Source organism: Aeromonas sp. QDB31, assembly GCF_027707605.1.
GTDB lineage: Bacteria > Pseudomonadota > Gammaproteobacteria > Enterobacterales > Aeromonadaceae > Aeromonas > Aeromonas media.
The window spans coordinates 246,658-269,769 of sequence record NZ_JAPCIX010000004.1 but is presented as its reverse complement, the minus strand read 5'-3'; the positions used below and the strand labels follow the sequence as shown (position 1 = coordinate 269,769).

At 62.1% G+C, this 23,112-nt stretch carries 17 protein-coding genes; all 17 read left to right on the top strand.

Annotation, left to right across the window (positions count from 1 at the left end; genetic code table 11):
• Positions 1-70 precede the first annotated feature (70 nt).
• The 17 genes from PG898_RS06485 (at position 71) to PG898_RS06405 (ending at position 23,108) form a co-directional block, all read left to right on the top strand.
• Positions 71-1,456, top strand: coding sequence for an SEL1-like repeat protein (locus PG898_RS06485; protein WP_270823950.1), 1,386 nt, complete (start codon positions 71-73; stop codon positions 1,454-1,456).
• A 700-nt stretch (positions 1,457-2,156) separates the two neighbouring features.
• A complete protein-coding gene (gene tssB / locus PG898_RS06480; protein ID WP_218408778.1) occupies positions 2,157-2,660 on the top strand; it encodes a type VI secretion system contractile sheath small subunit in 504 nt (167 codons plus the stop codon).
• A 35-nt stretch (positions 2,661-2,695) separates the two neighbouring features.
• Complete coding sequence (tssC, locus tag PG898_RS06475) at positions 2,696-4,174, top strand: type VI secretion system contractile sheath large subunit (RefSeq protein ID WP_218408777.1); 1,479 nt, start codon at positions 2,696-2,698, stop codon at positions 4,172-4,174.
• A gap of 6 nt (positions 4,175-4,180) precedes the next feature.
• Positions 4,181-4,612 carry a type VI secretion system baseplate subunit TssE gene (gene tssE, locus PG898_RS06470; protein ID WP_218408776.1) on the top strand — a complete coding sequence of 144 codons (432 nt, stop codon included), beginning with the start codon at positions 4,181-4,183 and terminating at the stop codon, positions 4,610-4,612.
• A gap of 3 nt (positions 4,613-4,615) precedes the next feature.
• Positions 4,616-6,382, top strand: coding sequence for a type VI secretion system baseplate subunit TssF (gene tssF / locus PG898_RS06465; protein ID WP_270823951.1), 1,767 nt, complete (start codon positions 4,616-4,618; stop codon positions 6,380-6,382).
• Positions 6,346-7,344: a type VI secretion system baseplate subunit TssG gene (gene tssG, locus PG898_RS06460; RefSeq protein WP_270823952.1), complete on the top strand. Its 999-nt coding sequence runs from the start codon at positions 6,346-6,348 to the stop codon at positions 7,342-7,344. The genes tssF and tssG overlap by 37 nt, the downstream gene beginning before the upstream one ends.
• Positions 7,345-7,400: 56 nt before the next feature.
• Positions 7,401-8,651 (top strand): type VI secretion system-associated FHA domain protein TagH, encoded by a 1,251-nt coding sequence (gene tagH, locus PG898_RS06455; RefSeq protein WP_270823953.1) that lies wholly within the window; start codon positions 7,401-7,403, stop codon positions 8,649-8,651.
• On the top strand, positions 8,651-9,163 hold the full coding sequence (tssJ, locus tag PG898_RS06450; RefSeq protein WP_045790051.1) for a type VI secretion system lipoprotein TssJ: 513 nt from the start codon (positions 8,651-8,653) through the stop codon (positions 9,161-9,163). The genes tagH and tssJ overlap by 1 nt, the downstream gene beginning before the upstream one ends.
• Positions 9,164-9,165: 2 nt before the next feature.
• A complete protein-coding gene (gene tssK / locus PG898_RS06445; protein ID WP_017411064.1) occupies positions 9,166-10,500 on the top strand; it encodes a type VI secretion system baseplate subunit TssK in 1,335 nt (444 codons plus the stop codon).
• A 22-nt stretch (positions 10,501-10,522) separates the two neighbouring features.
• Positions 10,523-11,302 (top strand): type IVB secretion system protein IcmH/DotU, encoded by a 780-nt coding sequence (icmH, locus tag PG898_RS06440; RefSeq protein ID WP_010634228.1) that lies wholly within the window; start codon positions 10,523-10,525, stop codon positions 11,300-11,302.
• A 20-nt stretch (positions 11,303-11,322) separates the two neighbouring features.
• Positions 11,323-13,965, top strand: coding sequence for a type VI secretion system ATPase TssH (gene tssH, locus PG898_RS06435; RefSeq protein ID WP_270823954.1), 2,643 nt, complete (start codon positions 11,323-11,325; stop codon positions 13,963-13,965).
• 2 nt (positions 13,966-13,967) lie between these two features.
• Complete coding sequence (gene vasH / locus PG898_RS06430) at positions 13,968-15,506, top strand: sigma-54-dependent transcriptional regulator VasH (RefSeq protein ID WP_270823956.1); 1,539 nt, start codon at positions 13,968-13,970, stop codon at positions 15,504-15,506.
• On the top strand, positions 15,506-16,111 hold the full coding sequence (gene vasI / locus PG898_RS06425; RefSeq protein ID WP_270823957.1) for a type VI secretion system-associated protein VasI: 606 nt from the start codon (positions 15,506-15,508) through the stop codon (positions 16,109-16,111). Before vasH ends, vasI begins: the two co-directional genes overlap by 1 nt.
• 8 nt (positions 16,112-16,119) lie before the next feature.
• Positions 16,120-17,559, top strand: a complete 1,440-nt coding sequence (tssA, locus tag PG898_RS06420) for a type VI secretion system protein TssA (RefSeq protein ID WP_270823958.1) — start codon at positions 16,120-16,122, stop codon at positions 17,557-17,559.
• 41 nt (positions 17,560-17,600) lie between these two features.
• Entirely contained in the window at positions 17,601-21,086 is a 3,486-nt protein-coding gene (gene tssM, locus PG898_RS06415) for a type VI secretion system membrane subunit TssM (RefSeq protein WP_270823959.1), read from the top strand.
• Positions 21,087-21,132: 46 nt separating this feature from the next.
• The gene (locus tag PG898_RS06410) at positions 21,133-22,563 is read left to right on the top strand and encodes a VasL domain-containing protein (protein WP_270823960.1); all 1,431 of its coding nucleotides are present in this window, start codon (positions 21,133-21,135) and stop codon (positions 22,561-22,563) included.
• A gap of 257 nt (positions 22,564-22,820) precedes the next feature.
• Positions 22,821-23,108, top strand: a complete 288-nt coding sequence (locus PG898_RS06405; protein WP_005300007.1) for a type VI secretion system PAAR protein — start codon at positions 22,821-22,823, stop codon at positions 23,106-23,108.
• Positions 23,109-23,112 lie beyond the last annotated feature (4 nt).

Here is a 23,112-nt window from a genome sequence, read left to right as displayed (position 1 = left end):
TCTATCTGGTTGTAAGAAAGCATTATGTATACAGCCACCCTTCCATCTTCATTATTTGCAGATACAAACGATGACATACCGCACATTATGCTTGGTACTGGCGAGCCATTGGCTTGCCGCTTGTACCACCACGACGTCACAGACCGAATCCGAACTTTTTCAAGCCGCCCAGCAGGGCCAGGGCAAGGCGCAATATGAGCTGGCCAATCGTTTGGCGGCCAAGCCGGATTATCCCGAGGCGATGCGCTGGATGAAACAGGCGGTCGAGCAGACGGGTCCCCTGGCGGCAGATGCTGATATTCGGGGCAAAGGTGCGCTGCAAGTAGGGAACTGGTATCAGGCTGGTTTGGGAGAGCCGAAGAATCCCAAACAAGCCAGTGGCTGGTGGCTGCGCTCGGCCAAGCTGGGGAATCCGGATGCCAGTTATCGGCTGGGGATGGAGTGTCGGCAGCAGCACAAGGGCAAGCTGGTAAGTGAGTGTCTCGACTGGTTCGAGCAGGCGGCCAAGCGTGATCATGCTGGCGCTCAGTTTATCTTGGGGGAGTGGTATGCCAGCCAGCCCGGCGCCGATGCAGATGCGGTTCAATGGCTGGAAAAGGCCGCCGAGCAGGGGAATCGTGACGCCCAATATCAGCTCGGCCTGCGCTATGAGCAGGGGAGAGGGGTGAGCAAGCGCCCCGACCTTGCCCTGCGTTGGTACGAAAAAGCAGCCGCCCAACAGCAGCCGGATGCCTTGTTGGCTCTGGCCCGTCAAGCAAATACGACAGAGGCGTTTCCCCTTTATCAGCGTGCCGCCAACGCGGGCTCGCCATCAGCTCAGTTATGGTTGGGACAAACCTACCTGGCGGATAAACAGGTACCACAAGATCTTGCGCTGGGCCGGTACTGGCTGGAGCTGGCCGCAGGCCAGGGCTTCCATGAGGCCGAATATCAGTTGAGCCTGCAGCAGACGGACACGGTTGCACGTGAACATTGGCTGACCCTGGCCGCTGCTGGTGGTGTGAGTCAGGCTCAACTTGAGCTGGCAGCCTTGCAGCAGGAGAGGGGAGAGCTGAAGGCGGCTCGCGATAGCCTTTCCCTGGCCGCTGGACAGGGCAATGTGGATGCCCGCTATGCCTATGGTGAGATGTTGCGACTGGGGCTCGGCGGAGAGGCAGACTACAGCCAGGCATTGAAACAGTACCGATTGGCGGCAAACGCCAATCACCGTCAAGCACAATATCGTATGGGGACCATGCGCGAGCAGGGCTGGGGGGCGCCTCGCAATAGATTGCATGCCTATGCATGGTATTTGCTGGCGGCCACGGATGGCAATACTGATGCGACGGCTGCCAGTCATGAGCTGGAAAAAGGCATGACAGAACAAGAAAAGGGCGCTGGACAGAAACTGGCGCAGCACTGGTTTGTGAAACTGGAAAAAAACAGTCGGCTGGTGCAGCCACACAACGACATTTAGCGTCATGAATGTGGCTGTGGTACCACATATTCAAAGTGAATGAGCGGCATCTTTCCCCTATTCTTCCGGTTCTCTTGTCATTAATCAGTCATGAAGCCGTCATGAAATCCCATTATGGCGGTTTTCTTATATATCAACAGACATTTTCTGTTACAGAATCTGCCTTGAAATAGGTTGTTGATAGACCTTTCTCATGGTGTGAAGTTCACTCGTCAACATGGGTTAATATCGGATTTATCCTACGTAAATAATTGTTTTTTTCTGATGCGCCCTTGTTTTTTTACAACGTGACGCAAAGCGGGGTTTAACTGTAAGTAATTGTTTTTATTGGTTTTTATTGGTTTTTATTGGTTTTTATTGGTTTTTTATTATTTGTATTTGTTTTTATGATTCATCTTAAATAATTTTTTGTTGACTCTGTTATATTTGCAAATATACCATTCGTCGCAAATGGCTCTCTAGCCAACATGATCTCTAACAAAGAGTAGAGACGTTATCTGGTTGTATTAAGTAACAAGATGCATACTGTATTTTCGATTGCCAAGCTTCGCCTTGCCATATATCGAGAATACATCGTCGGTTGATGTTTTTTGTCAGGATCCCTGCCGATCCCGTCAACTGTCATTTTTTACAGTTGCTGACATAGGCATTGGCTATAAGCTTTGGGGTCTTCATGGATCCTTAACTTGGTATTTAGAGCATGGGAAAAGGAATTGATGGCGCTACTGTTGCGCCCAAAGAGCGTATCAATATCAAATATGTGCCGGCAACCGGTGGTCAACAGGCGGAAATAGAGCTTCCGTTGACCATGATGGTGGTTGGCAATATGAAAGGACGTATGGAAGAGACCCCCATTGAGGAGCGTCAAACCGTCTCCATCGACAAGAATAATTTTTCCTCTGTCATGAAAGAATCTGCACTGGAACTGACGTTTTCCGTTCCCAACCGCTTGGAAGAAAACAGCCAGGACGAGTTGCCTGTGTCGATCAAGATCCAGTCTCTGGAAGACTTCACCCCCGACAGCGTGGCCCAGCAAGTGCCCGAGCTGCGCAAACTGTTGGAACTGCGTGAGGCCCTGGTTGCCCTGAAAGGACCGCTTGGCAATATCCCGTCCTTCCGCAATCGTTTGCAGGATCTGCTGTCCAGTGACGAGGCTCGCGAGCAACTGCTCAAGGAGCTGGATCTGATTAAGCCTGCGCAGTGACCGCAGATTAATTGACTGACTGATAAGGAAAAAATATGTCTCTGGTCGAAGAACAGGTTCAAGCGGGGGCGAGTGCGGCCTCCTCGTCCCTGCTGGACGAAATCATGGCGCAGGCTCGTATCACTCCGGTGGACGAGGGCTACAGCGTCGCCAAGCAGGGCGTTGCTGCCCTGATCGCCAACATTCTGGACAGCGGTGCCACCAGCGATCCGGTCAACAAGGCGCTGGTGGACAGCATGATTGTCGAGCTCGACAAGAAGCTCAGCAAGCAGATGGACGTCATCCTGCACGCCAAGGAACTGCAGGAGATGGAGTCTTCGTGGCGCTCCCTCAAACTGTTGGTGGATCGCACCGATTTTCGCGAGAACATCAAGATCCAAGTGCTCCATGCCACCAAGGAAGAGCTGCTGGAGGATTTCGAGTTTTCACCCGAAATCACTCAGTCCGGCCTCTACAAACATGTCTATTCCAGCGGTTATGGTCAGTTTGGTGGCCAACCGGTGGGGGCTGTGATCGGCGACTATGCCTTCACCCACAGCGCACCTGACATCAAGCTGATGCAGTATGTCAGTGCGGTGGGGGCCATGGCCCACGCGCCTTTCATCTCCTCAGTCGCACCGGCCTTCTTCGGCGTAGACAGTTTTACCGACCTGCCGTCCATCAAGGATCTCAAATCGGTGTTCGAAGGCCCGTCCTACACCAAGTGGCGCTTGCTGCGTGAATCGGAAGATGCCCGCTATCTGGGGCTGACCGCACCGCGTTTCCTGGCCCGTCTGCCCTACGATCCGACCGAAAATCCCATCAAGGGTTTCAACTATCAAGAAGACATCAGCTCGGATCATGACCACTACCTGTGGGGCAATACCGCCTATCTGATGGGTACCTCCCTGACCGACAGCTTCGCCAAGTATCGCTGGTGCCCGAACATCATCGGCCCGCAAAGCGGCGGTGCCATCCACGATCTGCCGGTGCATGTCTATGAAGCCATGGGTCAGTTGCAGGCGAAGATCCCGACCGAGGTGCTGATCACCGACCGTCGCGAGTACGAGCTCTCGGAAGAGGGTTTCATCACTCTGACCATGCGCAAGGACAGCGACAACGCCGCCTTCTTCTCCGCCAACTCGGTACAAAAACCCAAGGTGTTCCCGAACACCAAGGAAGGCCGGGAGGCCGAGACCAACTACAAGCTGGGTACCCAGCTGCCCTACATGTTCATCATCAACCGCCTGGCGCACTACATCAAAGTGCTGCAGCGCGAGCAGATCGGCTCTTGGAAAGAGCGTCAGGATCTGGAGCGTGAGCTGAACAGCTGGATCCGGCAGTTTGTCGCAGACCAGGAAAACCCGCCGGCAGAGGTCCGCAGCCGCCGTCCGCTGCGTGCCGCCCAGATCAAGGTGCTGGATGTGGAGGGGGAGCCGGGCTGGTATCAGGTCGCCATGGCCGTGCGTCCGCACTTCAAGTACATGGGGGCGAGCTTCGAGCTCTCTCTGGTAGGTCGTCTGGACAAGGAATAAGGCCCGATGCCGCATCTCTCTTCCTGGGATAGAGGAAATGCGGCCAGCCTGTTTGATCGTATCAGGGGGGAGGGGCTTGGCTCCTCTCCCCGCTCGGAGTCTGAAGAACTGATCGCATCTGTCAAACGGCAGCTCGAGCAGGTTCTCAACACCCGTCCCGGCAATTGCCGCAGTGCACCCGATCTGGGAGTCATTGATCTCAATGACGCCACTCAGGGCAGTGCGGATATCAAGGGACGGATCCGTGAAGCGATCCGGCAATGCATCCGTCGTTATGAACCACGGATCGTGCATGTGGATGTTCGTTCACCCGACCATCAGGCGAGTCCGCTTGAGATGTCGTTTCAGGTGACGGCCCACGTGCGGCTGGAGCATATCGAGCAAGTTACCTCGTTCAACGTCCATATGGACAGTCACCGTCACTACCGCATGGTCTGATCAATGTCGCTGGAACATTACTTCAGGGATGAACTGGCTTTTTTGCGCCTGCAAGGGCGCGAATTTGCCGATGCGCATCCCGAGCTCACCCGCTTTCTGTCGGAGCAGAATACCGACCCGGACGTGGAACGCCTGCTGGAAGGCTTTGCGTTTCTCACGGGCAACCTGCGCGCCAAGATCGAGGATGAGTTCCCCGAGCTGACCCACGGTCTGCTCAACATGCTCTGGCCCAACTACCTGCGTCCCGTGCCCAGCATGACCATCATGCAGTTTTCGGTCATTCCGGGCGCCATCGCCCAGCCGGCGCTGGTCAGGCAAGGTTGCCAGCTTGATAGCCTGCCCATGGACGAGGTGACCTGTCATTTCCAGACCTGTCACGATACCTGGGTCTATCCGGCCGATATCCGTCATATCGCTGCCCAGAGCGGCAACGATCTCTCCACCATCTCGCTGGACATCGCCCTGCATGCCCCCTTGCCGCTTAGCGAACTGCAGCTGGACAAGCTGCGCTTCTTCCTCGGTGGCGACAGCTACACCGCCTATGAGCTCTACTTCTGGCTCTCCAACCAGCTCTCCCATATCGAACTGGAGATAGACGGCAAGCGCTTTCGCCAGGAGGCCAAGGCCCTCAAATCGGTCGGCTTCGAACGCGATGACGCACTCTTGCCCTATCCGAACAACGTCTATTCCGGCTACCGGATCCTGCAGGAGTATTTCTGCTTCCCGGAAAGCTTCCTCTTCTTCGAACTCTCCGGTGGCGAGTGGCCCAAACAGCCGTTGCCGGTGAGCCAATTCAAGGTGCACTTCTGCTTCGACCGGCCGCTGCCGGCGGAGCTCAAGATCCGTCCCGACTCCTTCATGCTCAACTGCGTGCCGGCCATCAACCTGTTCCAGCACGACAGCGAGCCGGTCAACCTCAATGGTCGTCAGGCGGAGTATCCCCTCAAGGCGAGCTATCGCCATGCCGACAGCTTCGAGATCTTCTCGGTGGATCAGGTGGAAGGCTGGGTCGAGGGAAACCTCGGCCGCTCCCGCGGTACGCCGCGCGTCTATCAGCCGTTCGAGAGCTTTCAGCACCAGATCGAGCGGGCAAAACAGCGGCTAGCGCTCTACTACCGGGTGCGGGTCAAGGAGGCTGTGAGCGGGGATGGTTTCGAACACAGCCTCTCGTTCGTGCGCGGAGATGAAACCACTACGGTCGAACTGGATGAATCCATCTCGGTGACGCTCACCTGCACCAACCGCTCCCGTGCCGCCCGTCTCAAGGTGGGCAGCGTCTGCGTACCGACCGGCAGCTCGCCCTCGTTTGCCACCTTCCGCAACCTGATCCGGCCGACCCGGCCGCTGCGCCCGGCACTGGACGGCAGTCTGCACTGGACGCTGATATCCAACCTGTCGCTCAACTATGTCTCCCTGCTGCGGCGCGATGCCCTGGTGCAGGTGCTGCGCACCTACGATTTTCCGGCGCTGCACGACAAACAGGCGGAGCAGGCCTCGCGCAAGCGGCTGGCGGGGATCGAGGAGATAGAGACCAAGCCGGTGGATCGGCTGGTGCGCGGCATGCCGGTGCGGGGGCTCAAGTCGGTGCTCTCCATCCGCCAGTCCGCCTTTGGCAGCGAAGGGGAGCTCTATCTGTTCAGTACCGTGCTGGCCCACTTCTTCTCGCTCTATGCCAGTGTCAACGCCTTCCACCTGCTTGAGGTGGTCAATCTCGACAACAAGGAGCGCTACCAATGGCCAGTCCAGATCGGTCAGCACTCCCTGATGTGAGCGCCGCCCGGGAGGCGCCCCGCTTCAACTTCTTCCAGCTGGTTGAGCTGCTCAACCGGCTCGATGGCGCGGATCAGGAGCGGGGGCTCGACTACCTGCCCGGTGACGAGAACATCCGCTTCAAGGCGACCGCCTCTCTGGGATTTCCCACCAGCGACGTGCTGCAGATTGGTCGGGACGGGCAGGGGCGCCACGAGCTGGAGGTGGCCTTCCTCGGCCTGCATGGCAGCCAGTCGCCGATGCCCGGTTACTACCTCGATTCGCTGGCGTGGGAGTACGCCCAGGGGGAGCAGAAGCTCGGCCTGTTTCTGGATTTCTTCCATCACCGCCTGCTGACCCTGCTGCACCGGATCTGGCGCAAGTATCGCTACCACGTCCGGTTTCAGGACAACGGCGAGGATGGTTTCTCCCGCCTGATGTTTGCCCTGGTAGGGCTTGGCAACGAGGCAGTCTGTCAGAGCCTGCCGGTCAACCGGGCCAAGATGCTCTCCTATGCGGGCATGCTGGCCAGCCCCAGCCGCTCCCCCGAGGTAGTGGCCGGTCTGGTGGCTCACTGTTTCGATCTGGCTGACGTGGAGGTGAGCGCCTGGCAGTGGCGCAAGGTGCCTGTTCATCAGGATCAGCAAAATCGCCTCGGCGGCGCCTGCGCCACTCTGGGGAGTGATTTTGTCATCGGCGACAAGGTGAACGACTGTGCCGGCAAGTTCTTGTTGAAGATCAACAACCTGAGCTTTGGCCAGTTTCTCGGGTTTCTGCCGAACGGGGAGCACTTTCACGCCCTGGTGACCTTTGTCTCCTTCATCCTGCGCGATCAGCTGGCCTGGGATCTGCGCCTGGGGTTCGGCCAGGAGCAGGCGAGGGGACTGAGGCTCGGTGAGGAGCAGAGTGCCCGCCTGGGGTGGAGTACCTTTCTCGGCCAGCCGCCGAGTGATCCGTTCGTGACCATCTGCGTGCAGGAATAAGTGCAGACATCAGCAGCGCAGAAAATTTAACTACAGGAATCAGTGCAGGAGTAACTGTGGACGATTTTAACCAGCAACTTTCCCTGGTGGTGCTCAACAGCGAACAGCTCGACGGCAGCCAGCAGGTGCAGTACCGCTTCGACGAGATGGGGGGGACCCTGGGGGCCTCCGAACAGGATGACTGGCAACTGCGCGACAGGCTGGGGGCTGTCATGCCCGCCCACGCCCGCATCGAGCTCAACGACGGTCGCTTCTGCCTGTGCGATCTGAGTGGCCAGACCTATATCAACGGTGCCACTTCACCCATCGGGCGGGCCCGCAAGGTGCATCTGGAGCAGGGGGACGAGCTCGTGGTCGGCCCGTTCCGGCTGCGCGCCTATCTGGGGGCCATCACCCCCGAGCAGAGCCTGCAACAGGTGCTGGGCAATCGGCCCACCGAGCAGCTCGACGAGTGGCTGACCAGCGATGAGCCCGTCGTACCGGCTGACGATCTGCGCACCCTGGCAGCCGATCCCTTGCTGGCATTGCAGCAGGAGCGCAGGGCGCCCAATCCGTTGATGGATGGCCCGCTGGCGGACGGTCGCCTGCAGGCTTCACTGCGTTCACAACCGGATGTGGACGTTCCCCCTCTTGCCCCTTTTTCTGCTGTCGAGAACACCATGAACCAAGAATTTCTGGATATGCCCGCCATCGAGAACCACCCCGATTATCAGCTGTCGCTGGACGGCGTTGACCACGTGGCCCTGACCCCGTTGATGCGCGGCTTGGGTCAGCCCTTGCAACTGCAGGATACCCAGCAGGCTCACGACATGCTCGAAGAGATGGGCAAGACGGTGCGGGCCATGGTGGAGGGGTTGCTGCAACTGCAAAACGAGCAGGCCGCGCTGGCGGACAAGCACCTGCGTCCCATCGAGGACAATCCGCTGCGCCTGGGCCTTGATTATGACGAGACCCTGGCGGTGCTGTTTGCCGAGCAGAAGAGCCCGGTCCACCTGAGCGCGCCGGCGGCAGTGGCCGAGAGCCTGCACAACGTGCGCATCCACCACGTGGCGAACCAGCAGGCCATCGGCGCGGCGCTCGACAGCATCTTGCAGGCGTTTTCGCCGCAGGCACTGCTGGGGCGTTTCGAGCAATACCGCCGCAGCGGTGCACCGGGCACGGCCGACGAAGGTTGGGCCTGGGACATGTACCAGCACTACTACCGCGAGCTCACTTCTGCTCGTCAGCAGGGGTTCGACAAGCTGTTCCACCAGGTGTATGCCCAGGCCTATGACCAGGCCGTGCGTCAGCAACAGGGACTGATTTGATGATACGTGCGCTGATGCTGGGCGCCGCGCTGCTGGCCCTGGCAGGTTGTACCACCATGGGCAAGATGGCCGACGTGGCCATGAACCCGGATATCCAGGTGGGCAGCAATGACAGTCAACCGACGACCCTGGGGCTGAGCCTGCTGGCGGAGCCTGACGTCAACCCCAACGAGAGCGGGGAGGCGGCGCCCATCGAGTTTCAGGTGGTGCTGCTGGCGGAAGATTCCAAGCTGCTCGCCACCGACTACGACCAGGTGACTGCGGACGTGGAGAAGGCCCTTGGCAAGAACTACCTGGACCATCAGGACTACACCCTGCTGCCGGGCCAGTTCAAATACCTGCCCCCCATCAAGCTCGACGAGAAGACCCGCTACATCGGGGTGATCGCACGCTACGCCGACCCCGACAGCGCCGAGTGGCGCAAGGTCATCAAGATCAAGAGCAAGGGAACGGCTTATCAAATCCTGGTGCACCTGCGCCTGGATGAAGTGGAACTGCAAAAAGAAGAATAACCATGTCGAGTCGAAATCGGGTTATCTGGCGTGAGGGGCTGTTCATCAAACCCCAGCACTTCCAGCAACAACAAAGACATTCGGATTACGCGCTGCACGCTCGCCTGAGCGCGCTGTCCGATTATTTCTATGGCTTGCAGTCGCTCGCCATCAACGAGGATTACCTGGGTTTTGGTCGCATCGCCCTGGTGGGGGCCACCGGCATCCTGCCGGACGGGACCGTGTTCAACATCCCGAACGACGATGTGCTGCCGACCCCGCTGGAAGTCACCGACGCCTCGGTGGCCAACCAGAAGGTCTATCTGGCGCTGCCGCTCTCGGTGAGCGGGGTCAACGAGGTCAATCAGGGCGGCCAGGTGGCCACCCGGTTGCAGGCCCACCGCCACGACGTGCGCGACTTGCACAGCGAAGGGGGGGACGTGGTCTCCCTCGAAGTGGGGCGGGTCAGCCTGCGGCTGATGCTGGAGCGGGAAGACCGTAGTGCCTACGCTTCGCTCGCCATCGCCCGCATTCTGGACAAGCGGCCGGACGGCGGCCTGGTGCTGGATCCCAACTTCATGCCCTGCAGCATCAGCGTCTCCGCCATCCCGACCCTCAAGCGCTTCCTCGGCGAGTCGGCCGGTCTTGTGGCCGAGCGGGCCCGCAGCCTCTCCCAGCGCATCGCCGCGCCGGGTCAGCAGGGGGTGGCCGACGTGGCCGAGTTCATGATGCTGCAGCTGCTCAACCGGGCCCAGCCCCAGCTCTCCCATCTGGCGCGCCTTGGCACCCTGCACCCCGAGCGGTTACATGAATCGCTGGTGCAGCTCTGTGGCGAGCTGATGACCTTTACCGACGAGTCCCGCCTGCCGCCCGAGTTCCCCGCCTATCGCCACGACGATCAGCAGGTGAGCTTCGAGCCGGTGATGCTGGCCCTGCGCCAGGCGCTCAGCACCGTGCTGTCGCCGCGCGCCGTCTCCATCCAGCTGCGCAAGCACCAGTACGGCATCATGGTCGCCATGGTCAACGAGAGCGAGCTGATGACCAGCGCCGACTTCGTGCTGGCGGTGCGTGCCCGCATGCCGCAAGAGCAGCTGCGCAAGCAGTTGCTGCAGCAGACCAAGGTGGCCTCCAGCGACAAGATCCGCGAACTCATCAGCCTGCAGCTGCCCGGCATTCCGCTGCTGCCGTTGCCGGTGGCGCCGCGCCAGCTGCCCTATCACGCCGGTTACAGCTACTTCCAGCTCGACCGGCAGAGCCCGGCCTGGCAGATGCTGGCGGTGGGCAACACCCTTGCCTTCCACATCGCCGGCGACTTCCCTGAGCTCGACATGCAGCTCTGGGCCATTCGCAGCCAGTGATCGCACCAAGGAATAAGCAGAGATGACCACGGACATTATCAAGAACGAGCAACTCAGCGATCTGCTGTTCGATCATGCCGAGCAGCTGGACATGGATTCGGATTACTGGTTCCGCCTGCGCGGCCAGAGCATCAACCCGATGATCGATGCGGTGACCCCCTTGCTGGGGCTGGTACAGCGGGTACGCCTGCTGTCGCGCTACGACCGGGTGCCCGAGCTCTACCAGCGGGTGGTGACCGAGATCCAGGCCATCGAGCAGGAGCTGATGGCCCAGGGCTACGAGAACGGGGTGGTGCTGTCGTTTCGCTACATCCTCTGCACCTTCATCGACGAGGCCGTGATGGGCCGCGACTGGGGCAGTCAGAGCGAATGGTCCGAGCACTCCCTGCTGACCCGCTTTCACAACGAGACCTGGGGCGGCGAGAAGGTGTTCGTGCTGCTGGCCCGCCTGCAGGAAGACCCGGTGCGTTATCGCGACATTCTGGAGTTCATCTACCTCTGTCTGTGCCTCGGTTTCGAGGGGCGTTACAAGGTGATGAGCAAGGGACAAGGCGAGTTCGAGCGCATCGTGCGCCAGCTGCACAAGCAGTTGGCCCCCGAGGCCGGCGGCGAGGCGCCCAGCGTGTTTCACCTCGATCTGGGTCAGCAGGCCTCCCGCTATCAGCTGCGCAAGCAGGTATCCCTGCGCAGCCTGTTCATGGGTGGCGCGCTGATCCTGGCGCTGATCTTTGGCCTCTATCACCACCAACTCAATAACCAGACCCAGGACGTGCTGCGTCAACTGGGCGAATTATTAAAATAAATACTTAAGGAGAGCACGCCTTGATTCGTATAGAGCTACCGGTACTGGTGGAAAGACTCAACCCCATCTGCCGTCACATGCTGGAGGAGGCTGCGGCCCTCTGCGTCAATCACCAGGGGGCCGAGATCCGCATCGAGCACCTGCTGCTCAAGATGCTGGAGACCCCGCTGAGCGACGTGCGCCAGATCCTGAAGGTGGCCGAGGTGGAGGTGGAAGAGCTCAAGACCCTGCTGCAACCGTCTGCTGCCGACAGCAGCTATGGTCAGGGTTACCCCTCCTTCTCGCCCATGCTGGTGGAGTGGCTGCAAGACAGCTGGCTGCTCGCCTCCGCCGAGCTGCAACATGCCCAGCTGCGCAGCGGCGTCATGCTGCTGGTGCTGCTGATGACCCCGCAGCGCTACCTGCCGGGCTCGGTGACTCGCCTGCTCGCCAAGGTCAATCGCGAGCTGCTGCGCCAGCAGTTCGACGAGTGGGTCAAGGAGTCTGCCGAGACGCAAGTGACCACCGCCCCCGGCGGCAAGACGGCACAGGCAGCCCTGCCGGCCGATGCCAGCCTGCTGGCCCGGTTCACCGTCAACGTGACCGAACAGGCCCGCCAGGGTAGCCTGGATCCCGTGCTCTGCCGGGATCACGAAATCGACCTGATGATCGACATCCTCTCCCGTCGTCGCAAGAACAACCCCATCGTCGTGGGTGAAGCCGGTGTCGGCAAGAGCGCCCTCATCGAGGGGCTGGCCCTGCGCATGGTGGCGGGTCAGGTGCCCGAAAAGCTGCGCGGGGTCGAGCTGATGACCCTGGATCTCGGTGCCATGCAGGCCGGCGCCTCGGTCAAGGGAGAGTTCGAGAAACGCTTCAAGGGGGTGATGCAGGAGGTCAAGGATTCTGTGCAGCCGGTCATCCTGTTCATCGACGAGGCGCACACCCTGATCGGTGCCGGCAACCAGGCTGGCGGGCTGGATGTTTCCAACCTCATCAAGCCGGCGCTGGCCCGGGGCGAGCTGCGTACCATCGCCGCCACCACCTGGGGCGAATACAAGAAATACGTGGAAAAAGACGCGGCCCTGTCGCGCCGCTTCCAGCTGGTGAAAGTGGGTGAGCCCGATGCCGACGAGGCCACCGTGATCCTGCGCGGCCTGCGCAGCATCTACGAGAAGGCCCACGGGGTGCTGATCGATGAGGAGGCGCTGCAGGCAGCCGCCCAGCTCTCCGCCCGTTACATCTCCGGCCGTCAGCTGCCGGACAAGGCTATTGACGTGCTCGATACCGCCTGTGCCCGGGTAGCCATCAACCTCACCACCCCACCGCGCGCGGTCAGCCACCTGCAAAATGCGCTGCGCCAGCGTGAGCTGGAGATCCGTCAGCTGGAGCGCCAGAGCCTGATTGGTCTCGGTGACAACGCAGAGCGCCTGGCCGAATTGCAGGCAGCTCAGCAGGCTTGCCGTGAAGAACTGGCCGAGCAGGAGGCCCGGTGGCAGCAACAACAGGGGCTGGTACACCAGATTGTCGAGCTGCGCGCGGCGCTGCTGGCCGATCAGCAGGATGAGATGCTGGCCAGAGAGGCGCTGGATCTGGCCGATGCGCCGCTCGATCCGCAAGCCGCTGCTGAGCAGCTGGCCGCTCTCGAGCGCGAGCTGGCCGAGCTGCAGCAAGGAGAAGTGCTGGTCTCCGCTCACGTCGACAAGACCCAGATCGCCGCCGTCATCGCCGAGTGGACCGGGGTGCCCCTCAATCGCATCTCCCAGGGGGAGCTGGATGTGGTGACCCGTCTGCCGGAGTACCTCGGCGAGCTCATCAAGGGGCAGGATGTGGCGGTGGCCCACCTGCACAAGCACCTGCTGACCGCCCGCGCCGATCTGCGTCGTCCCGGCCGGCCGCTCGGTGCCTTCCTGCTGGTGGGGCCGAGCGGGGTCGGCAAGACCGAAACCGTGCTGCAGATTGCCGAGCTGATGTTCGGTGGCCGCCAGTATCTGACCACCATCAACATGTCCGAGTATCAGGAGAAGCACACCGTCTCGCGCCTGATCGGCTCGCCGCCCGGCTACGTCGGTTTCGGTGAGGGGGGCGTGCTGACCGAGGCGATTCGGCAGAAGCCTTACTCCGTGGTGCTGCTGGACGAGGTGGAGAAGGCCCACCCGGACGTGCTCAATCTTTTCTATCAGGCGTTCGACAAGGGCGAGCTGGCGGACGGGGAAGGGCGCATCATCGACTGCAAGAACGTGGTCTTCTTCCTCACCTCCAACCTCGGTTTCCAGACCATCGTCGATCATGCCGAGCAGCCCGACGTGCTGCTGGATGCCCTCTATCCGGAGCTCGCCGCCTTCTTCAAACCGGCGCTGCTGGCGCGCATGGAGGTGATCCCCTATCTGCCGCTGGGTCACGACACGCTAGTGCAGATCGTGGGCGGCAAGCTCAACCGGCTGGTCAAGCTGCTCAAGGAGCGCTTTGGCGCCGAGGTGGTGCTGGACGACGAGGTGGCAGAAGAGATCCTGCTGCGGGCCAATCGCAGCGAGAACGGTGCCCGCATGCTCGAGTCCGTCATCGACGGTGCCCTGCTGCCGCCGGTCTCCCTGCAACTGTTGCAGCGCCTCTCGGCCGGTGAACCCATCAAGCGCGTCCACTTTTCCGTGGCCGATCACCAGTTTGTGGCCGAGGTGGGGGCTTGAGTATGGAGCAATCCCTCGCATTTGCCCTGGCCCTCACCGCCCAGCGCGATGAGCCGCACCTGTGCCACTGGTGGAGATCGACCGTCCATGCCAGTTTCCAGCCCAGGGGGCTGCTGCTCGGCATGCTGGATGTGAGCGGCCGCCAGCTGGAGTGCCAAGGCTGGGTCAGGGGGAAGGAAGTGGCGCTGGGGCTGGCGGTGGACGATTTTTCCCATCCGCTCGCCTATGTGCTGCACAAGGCCCAGTCCCGCACCTGGGACTCCCTCTACGGCGGTGCCCGCATCGAGCACGCCGGTTTTCGCGCACTGCTGGCCAACCTTGGCCAGCAGTGCGGGTTGCACGCCTATCCGTTGCTGGACGGCAACGGCAAGCCGTTTGCCGTGCTGGCCCTGATGGATGAAGGGGAGGTGCTGCGGGCCTGGGCCGACGGCCCCGAGCTGGCCCAGCTCTCCCAGGTCTTTTGCAACCAGCTCACCCTCATTCGCGATCTCGGTCGCAGTCGGCGGGATCAGGGGGTACTGCGCGACTCCCTGCGCCAGATGAAGGGGGAGGGGGAGCGGCTGCGTCAGCACGAGAAGCTGCTCGGCGATCAGCTGGTCGGCCAGTCGGCGGTGATCCGCGGGCTGCGCGAGCAGATCAACCAGGCCGGCCAGCACAAGCTGACCGTGCTGATCCAGGGGGAGACCGGTAGCGGCAAGGAGGTGGTGGCACGGCTGGTGCACCAGTGCTCCGATCGCGCCAACAAGCCCTTTGTCGCCATCAACTGCGCCGCCATCCCTGAGAACCTCATCGAGAGCGAGCTGTTTGGTTACCAGAAGGGAGCCTTCTCTGGCGCCCTTGCCAACAAGACCGGGCTGGTGGCCCAGGCCAACGGCGGCACTCTGTTTCTGGACGAGGTGGGAGACATGCCCGCCGCCATGCAGGCCAAGCTGCTGCGGGTGCTGGAGACGCGAAGCTACCGTCCCCTTGGTGCCGAGCAGGAATATCACTCCGATTTTCGCCTCATCGCCGCCACCCATCAGCCGCTCACCCGCCATGTGGAGGAGGGGCAGTTTCGGGCCGACCTCTACCACCGCCTCTGTCAGTGCCTGCTGTTGATCGCCCCCTTGCGCGAGCACATGGATGACGTGCCGCTGCTGTGCCAGCACTTCATGGCCCAGTTTGCCGCCCAGGATGGCAAGACGCTCGCGGGCTTGCAGCGCAAGTTCTTGAAACAGCTGCAGACCTATGACTTCCCCGGTAACGTACGCGAGCTGCGCAACCTGCTGGAGGTAGCCTGCGCCCATACCCGTCACGGGGAGGAGGTGGGGCTGGAGGCGCTGCCGCCGGAGCTGCGCGAGCGGGTTTGCGTCGAGCTGCCCGGCTCCATGGACGACTACAACCACATCCGCGATCTGCGCCGGGCCATGCAGCAGTATGAGGCTTCCGTCATCGAGGCGCGGCTGCGCCACTTCCAGGGCAATCGGATGCTGGTGGCCGAGAGCCTCAACATTCCCAAGCGAACCCTGGATCACAAGTGCCAGAAACTGGAGGTGAACTGATGAGCATCCTCGGCTTGTTACCGCTGCTGCTGGCCACCAGTGCGGCCGAGGTCCCGCTGGACATGGCGCGCTGGCAGGCCTGCCGGCAGGAGCCCTCGCCGCTGGTACGGCTCGCCTGCTACGACGCCATCGGCAATGGCGCAGCCAGTGCCGCCGAAGGGGCAGCCCCCAAGTCGGCGGCCTGGCAGGCCATCTGGGCCCAGGAGCAGGCCCGCACGCCAGCGAGCGCGCCTTTCTTGCTGCAGAGTGACGCCGGCAGTGGCAGTGAAACCCTCACTCGCCCGGCACTGCGCGGGGCGACCCTGGCCATCGGCTGTGTCGACAGCATCACCCACATCCGGCTGCGGCTGGACAGCCCCTGGAGCGGCGAGAAAGTGCAGGTCGAGCTGGATGGCCAGCCGAGTGCCGGCTCCCAGAGTTGGTTTATCCGGGATCAGGGGCTGTTGCTGGAATATGGCCGCGGCTTGCCCGCCATCGAGGAGCTCAAGCGCTGGCAGGGCCATCGTGAGCTGCAGGTGCGGGCCGACAACGGTACCCTCTTGCGGGTCGACCTGAGCGGCCTGAAAGAGGCGCTGGCACCGCTGCGTCAGCAGTGCCGCTGGTAGGAGGGGCGATGAGCTATCAACACCCCTGGTGTGCACGCCTGCTCACCAGCCTGCCGGATGAACAGATCAGAGGCGCCGTGCTGGCTGACGAGCCGCGCTGGGACTACGTGGAGACCGAGCTGGTCAAGCTGGGATCCCTCGCTCACAGCCAGGTCGATCTCAATGCGGTGGCCGAGGCCTGCCTCGGCTTGTTGGAGAGCCGCACCAAGGACATGCGGGTGCTGGCCCAGCTGCTGCGCTGTTTGCAGCACCCTGCCAAGGCGACCCCGCTGGGGGCGGCGATCAGTCTGCTGGAGGCCTGGATCCAGGCTTACTGGCTGCTGGCCTGGCCTGGCAATGCCAGCCAGAAACAGCGGCTGATGGTGCAAATCGTCAAGCGCTTCGAAGGGGCCCTGCCGCGCATTTGCGAGAGCGCCTCGGCAGCCGAGCTGGCCCAGTTGCTGGCCCAAGCCGAGCAGCTGGAGCGAGTCTGGCTGGCGCAGTGTCCCGACAAAGGAGAGCTGCTCGACCCGCTGGTGATGGGACTGAAGCGGGCCCAGCGCCAGCAGGTGGCACAGGCCGAGGCGAATGCCGCCGGGCAGCCCCAGAGCAGTGGCGCGGCGGCAGCGGGCTCCCCGGCCTCGGTGGCGTCGACCGCCAGCGGTGCCGGCGCCATGGTGCTCAGCGGCGGTGGCGGCAGTGCCGGCGTCGACAGTTCCAACGATCGCGCCTGGCGTCAGACCCAGCTCAAGGTGGCGGAGCTCCTGATCGAGCGTCAGCCCGAGGCGGCGGTGGGCTATCGGCTGCGCCGTCACGCCGTCTGGGCCGGGATCACGACGGTCCCCATGAGCGGGGCGGGCAATAAAACCCCGCTGGCGCCCATGTCGGCGGACATGGTGGACGAGTACCGCGCTGCCATGAACGCCCCTGATCAGGGGCTCTGGCAGCGCATCGAGCAGAGTCTGACCCTGGCGCCCTACTGGTTCGAGGGGCACAGGCTCTCGGCCGAGGTGGCCCAGAAGCTCGGCTTCGGGGCGGTGGCGCAGGCAATCGCCGAGGAGCTCGGGACTTTTCTGCAGCGCCTGCCGGCCCTGCGGGAGCTCGCCTTCAGCGACGGCTCGCCGTTTCTCTCCCCCGAGTGCAGCCGCTGGCTGCAACCGGCCAAGGGCGGCAGTGCGGGCAGTGACGAGGCGGGGCTGGCCGAGGAGGTTGCCCAGCGCCACGGTGAGCAGGGGGTTGCGGCGGCGCTCGCCCTGCTCGATGAGCGGATTGCGCAGTTGAAAGAGCCAAGAGATCGCTTCCACGCCTTGCTGGTGCAGGCGGAGCTGTTGGCGCAGGAAGGCATGGAGGCGCTTGCGCGCCAGCACTATCAACACTTGTGGCAAGAGGCCAGTCGCCTCGGGTTGTCGCACTGGGAGCCCGGGCTGGTCAACCGCCTGGAGAGCCTGGCGGCGCCGTTGTCGAAATGAATGCCGAAATGAGTCATTGAGTCGGAGTTGGATCACATTTTATGTTCAAAACCATATTTACCTGGTCAAGGCAGCAACTGCCGAAACTGAAACCCTCCTGGCCCCTGCTCGGTGCTGTGCTCTGGGTACTCGCTCTCATCCTGGTGTGGTGGCTGGGCCCTCGTCTCGAGGTGCGTGGCGCCAAGCCGTTCGAGCCGCTGTGGGGGCGGGTGGTGTTCACCCTGCTCTGGCTTTGGTTGCTGCTGGGAGTGGTCTCCTGGCGGGTGTGGCGCAAGATGCAGCAGCTCAAGGCCGAGCGTCAGCACGAGGTGGTGCTGGAGCAGGACCCGGTCAAGGGGCTCATCGACAGGCAGGCGCTGTTCCTCGATCGCTGGCTGCAGGCGTTGAATACCCATCTGGGCAAGGGGGCGCTCTACGCCATGCCCTGGTATCTGGTGCTGGGGCTGCCCGGCAGCGGCAAGAGCAGCCTCATTCACCGCGCCAACCCGGCCAACAAACTCAACCCGAGACTCGACACCGAGCTGCGCGACGTGGCGCAGGATCAGCTGGTGGATTGCTGGCTGGGGGAACAGGCGGTGATGCTGGATCCCGCCGGTGTACTGCTTTCCCAGAGCGAAGCCGAACTGGATCCCCAGGCGCGCAAGCATGAGCGGCTCTGGCTGCACCTGCTTGGCTGGCTCAATGAACACCGTCGTCGCCAGCCCCTCAATGGACTGGTGCTGACCGTAGATCTGGCCTGGCTCTCCCACGCCAGCGTGGCTGAGCGCAAGGCTTATGCCCAGCTGATGCGCTCACGCCTGCAGGACGTGTCGGCCACCATGAATACCCGGTTGCCGCTCTATGTCACCTTCACCAAGCTCGATCTGTTACGCGGCTTTGACGTGATCTACCAGCAGCTCGACAAGGAGGCCCGCGAGGCCGTGCTGGGGGTGACCTTCAAGCCGGGCGCCGACTGGCAGCAGGATCTGGCCCTGTTCTGGGATCAGTGGGTGGACAACCTCAACCAGAATCTGCCCGAGCTGATGCTGAGCCGGCTCGATGCCACCCAGCGCAACGCGCTGTTCTCGTTTGTGCGCCAGCTGGCTGGCCTCAAGGATTACGTGACCAGCCTGCTGGCCGAGACCCTGGCCATCGAGGAGAGCAAGCCGCTGCTGGTGCGCGGGGTCTATGTCAGCTCCGTCTATCAGCAGGGGGTGCCGTTCGATGCGTTTGCCCAGGCGGCCTCCCGCCGCTACAACTTGCCAGAGCCCATCCACTCGGCCCTGCGCGGGGAGTCCAACACCTATTTCGTGCGCCAGCTCTTCTCCTCCATCATCTTCCCGGAGGCCCATCTGGCCGGCGAGAACCGGCTGCACACCCTCTATCGCCGGCGCCGCATGGCCATCGGTCTCAGCTGCCTGTCGCTCTTCTCGGCCGCCCTCATCGGTGGCTGGCACTACTTCTACCGGGTCAACGAGGAGGCGGGCCGCAACGTATTGACCAAGGCTCAGGCCTTCATGGAGACCAACGAGGTGGCGGATGCCCACGCCTTTGGCGTGAGCCAGCTGCCGCGCCTGAACCTCATTCGCGAGGCGACCCTCTCCTTTGGCAACTACCGTGAGCGGATGCCGCTGGTGGCCGATCTCGGCCTCTACCAGGGCGACGAGATCGGCCCTTATGTGGAGGGCTCCTACCTGCAGTTGCTGAGCCTGCGCTTCCTGCCGGCCCAGATGCAGGGATTGCTGGCGGATCTCAACCAGGCACCTGCCGGCAGCGAGGAGAAGCTCGCCATCCTGCGGGTGATGCGGATGTTGGACGATGCGTCCGGTCGCAACAAGGAGCTGGTGGCGCAGTACATGGCGAGCCGCTGGCAGAAGGCCTTCCCGGGGCAGGGTGCGGTACAGGAGCAGCTGATGGGGCACCTGGACTATGCCCTCGATCACACCAACTGGTATGGCGCCAGAGCCGAGCGGGATCAGGCCGCCATCACCGCCTTTGTGCCGTTCAAGGAGCCGGTCTACGGTGCCCAGCGCGAGCTCGGCAAGCTGCCCATGTATCAGCGGGTCTACCAGAACCTGGTGGTGAAGGCGGGCGATGTGCTGCCGCCGGATCTCAACGTGCGCGACGAGGTGGGCCCCACCTTCGACACCGTGTTTGCCCTGCGCAGCGACAACGCAGGCCAGGTGCCGCGGTTGCTCACCTGGCCCGGTTTCAACGACTTCTTCCTGAAACAAGACAAGGCGCTCATCGATCTCACAGCTATGGATGCCTGGGTGCTGGGCCAGCGCAAGCTGAGTCAGTTGAGCGAGGCGGATCGCAAGGAGATCACCCGTCAGGTCAACGACCGTTACGTCACCGATTACGTCAACCAGTGGCAAAAACTGCTGACCAATCTGGACGTGCAGACCCTGGAGAGCCCGGAGCAGGCGCTGGACGTGCTCGCTGCCATCACCGGCAACGATCAGCCGTTCCAGCGGGTACTGGCCTCGCTGGATGACAACACCCGCATTCGCAAGATCTCCGATGTGGAAGGGGACCCGGCCCAGGCCATCAGCGCCCGCATCGGTCGTCCCTTTATGGCCACCAACGCGGCACTGAGCGGCCGCGGCGAGCAGGGGCCGCTCATCTCCGAAGTCAACCAGAAGCTGGTGGAACTGCAGCACTACCTCGAGCTCATCGTCAACGCCACCGAACCGGGCCAGTCCGCCTTGAAAGCGGTGCAGCTGCGCATGACCAACAAGTACGCCGATCCGGTGTTTGCCCTGCAGCAATATGCCCGCAGCCTGCCGGCCCCGCTCGATCGCTGGGTGGGTCAGCTCTCCGAGCAGAGCTCGCGGCTGGTGATCGACCTTGCCATGTCTTCCCTCAATCAGGAGTGGCAGGACAAGGTGCTGGCCCCCTTCAACAGCCAGCTGGCCGGCCGTTATCCGTTTGATCCGAGCTCGAACAAGGACGTGCCCCTCTCCGAGATGGAGCGCTTCTTCGCGCCTAACGGGACCCTGGACAGCTTCTATCAGGTCAACCTCAAACCCATGGTGGAGAGCGGCCTGATGGAAGGGGAGTTCAGCTCGCCCATCCAGGCCGAGCTGGTCAAGCAGCTGGACCGTGCGGCTCGCATCCGTCAGATCTTCTTCAGCCAGCAGGGCAACCTGGAGGTGCAGTTCGCCCTCGAGCCCATCGAGCTCACCGCCAACAAGCGGCGCAGCGTGCTGAACCTGGACGGCCAGCTGCTGGAATATGCCCACGGCCGCCGTACCAAGATCCCGCTGGTGTGGCCCAACACCATGCGCGACGGGGCCGAGAGCAAGATCACCCTGGTGCCGGCCGCCCGCGAGCGCTCACCGCGCAGCGAAGGCTTCGTCGGCCCCTGGGCCATGTTCCGCCTGATGGACAAGGGGGAGCTGACCCAAGTCAATGACGCCACCTTCGATGTGCGCTTCCCGGTGGATCAGGGGGCCATGACCTATCGCGTCTACACCGACAGCGCGCAAAACCCCTTCACCGGCGGCCTGTTCAGCCAGTTCAGACTGCCCGAATCCCTCTATTGATCGCGTCGGGGGCACGCTGTGCCCCCTTCCTGCGTTGGAAGTCCATATGTCACAGAATCAACAAGGTCAGCAGGCCCTGAAAGTGGGGCGCGACCCCAGGATGTTGCCGGAGTACGAGGCGCTGCGGGCCGAAATCAACAAGCTCAGCCACGCTTCGCGCCCCGAGGTGGACTGGCAGCGGATCCATCAGCTCGCCAGCCTTATCTTCGAAAAACACGGGGTGGATCTGCAGACCGCCATCTACTTCACCCTAGCCCGTTCGCGCCTGCAGGGGCTGAGCGGTTTTACCGAAGGGTGCGAGTTTCTCGCCAACCTCATCGTTACCCAGTGGGAGAGTTTCTGGCCGCCGGTCCATCAGGAGCGGGCCCGCATCGAGATGCTCGACTGGTTCATCGCCCGCATCAGCGATGTCATTCGCCAGTACCAGATCAGCCACGAAGACAAGCGGCTGATCTATCGCTGCGAGCGGGCGCTGCAGCTCATCAGCGAGAAACTGCACAATGCGGGCCTCAGCCGCATTCCCCGGGTCGAGAATCTGGTGCACTTCATCGAGGGGTATACCCATCTGTTCGATGAAACCGAGATCGTCATCGTCTCCGACGAGCCGGGCCTCAAAGAGGATCTGCAGATCCCGCCCATGGTGTTCTTCAAGTCCGACATGGAGAGTGATCACGGCGGCACGGTTTCGGCATCGACCCCGCACCTGCCCCAGGGCAGCATTCTGGTGGGGCGCGAGAAGGGGCAGGTCAAGCCCACCGTGCTCAAGATAGAGCAGCACCGCCGGCAGCGTCCGGCCTGGTTCTGGTTTGGCTGCGGCCTGCTCAGCTGCGCCCTGCCGGTGATGGGGTGGCTCGGTTGGCAGCAACATCAGCAGGAGAAAACCGTGGCGGCCCAGCGTCTGGTGCAGCCGGCCGCCGAGCTGCCCCGAGCCCTCAGCTATGACGACATTCGTCAGGCACGCATCGTGCTGGGGGAGCAGACCCTGCAGAACATGGAGAGCGATCTGGTGGCCCGCTACCAGAACCAGTTGACCCGGCTCGAGCAGACGTCGCCGCTCTACTGGTATCGCTACGGCGAGGGGCTGCGCAACTCGCTGCAGATGCTCTATCCCGACTCGCTGGCGGTCAAGGCGCTGGACAAACAGTGGCAGACGCAGCTTGGCAGTCAGCAGGGGGATGTCATCAGCGTGCCCACCTATCTGGATGCCCGCGCCGGGGTGGATGCCCTGCTCGATCAGCTGCTGGAGCTGGAGCGCCAGCGCAAGACGGTGACCATCTCCTACCTCAAATCCCAGCTCTACGAAGTGCAGAAGAACCTGATGCAAAACATCCCGTTCAGTCTGCGCCTGGATGAACTGGAGGCGAGAAAAGCCTCTCAGGAGCCCATTACGGCAGCCGAGCTCAAGAGCCTGGAAAATGATCTGAAAGCGCTCAACATCCGCCTCTATCAGCTGCAACAGGGTGCTTCTGGTAGCTGAAAATGCTGGTCTGAGCAAAGAGTTGCGCAAGGTGTGGTGAGTTTGACTGGCAAGGCAAGGTTTGCCGGAAAACTTGCCCTGTCTTGCGCAATGGATTGCAGCAGATTTGTCAGCTGCAGCGGAATTGAATCGTAATTAGCTGATTTTTAATGTGATTGTGGGCGAACTTGCCATGGCATGGAGGCTGCTGGGTCGCCGTTCCAACTGTCTCTGCACCAGGCTGCGCTTGCACCATGGTTGCCCCACGGAGAATCCAGATGTGTCCTTCTATTGCATTGCTCGGTGATATCGGTACCGACCACGAGGGTTTCCACCCATCCCCTGTGATTGCCGCCAGCCCGGATGTGTTCCTCGATGGCAAGCCGGTGGCCCGCCAGGGCGATCCGCTGGCCCCTCATGACAAACCCAACAATCCGCCCCATCCGCGCAGCATCTCGGGCGGCGTTGGTTCTGTGCTGGTCAACGGCAAGCCCATCGCCGTGACCGGTACCGCCGTCGGCTGTGGCGGCGTGGTGATTGGCTCAGGCAGCGGACAGGCAGGTTAAGGAG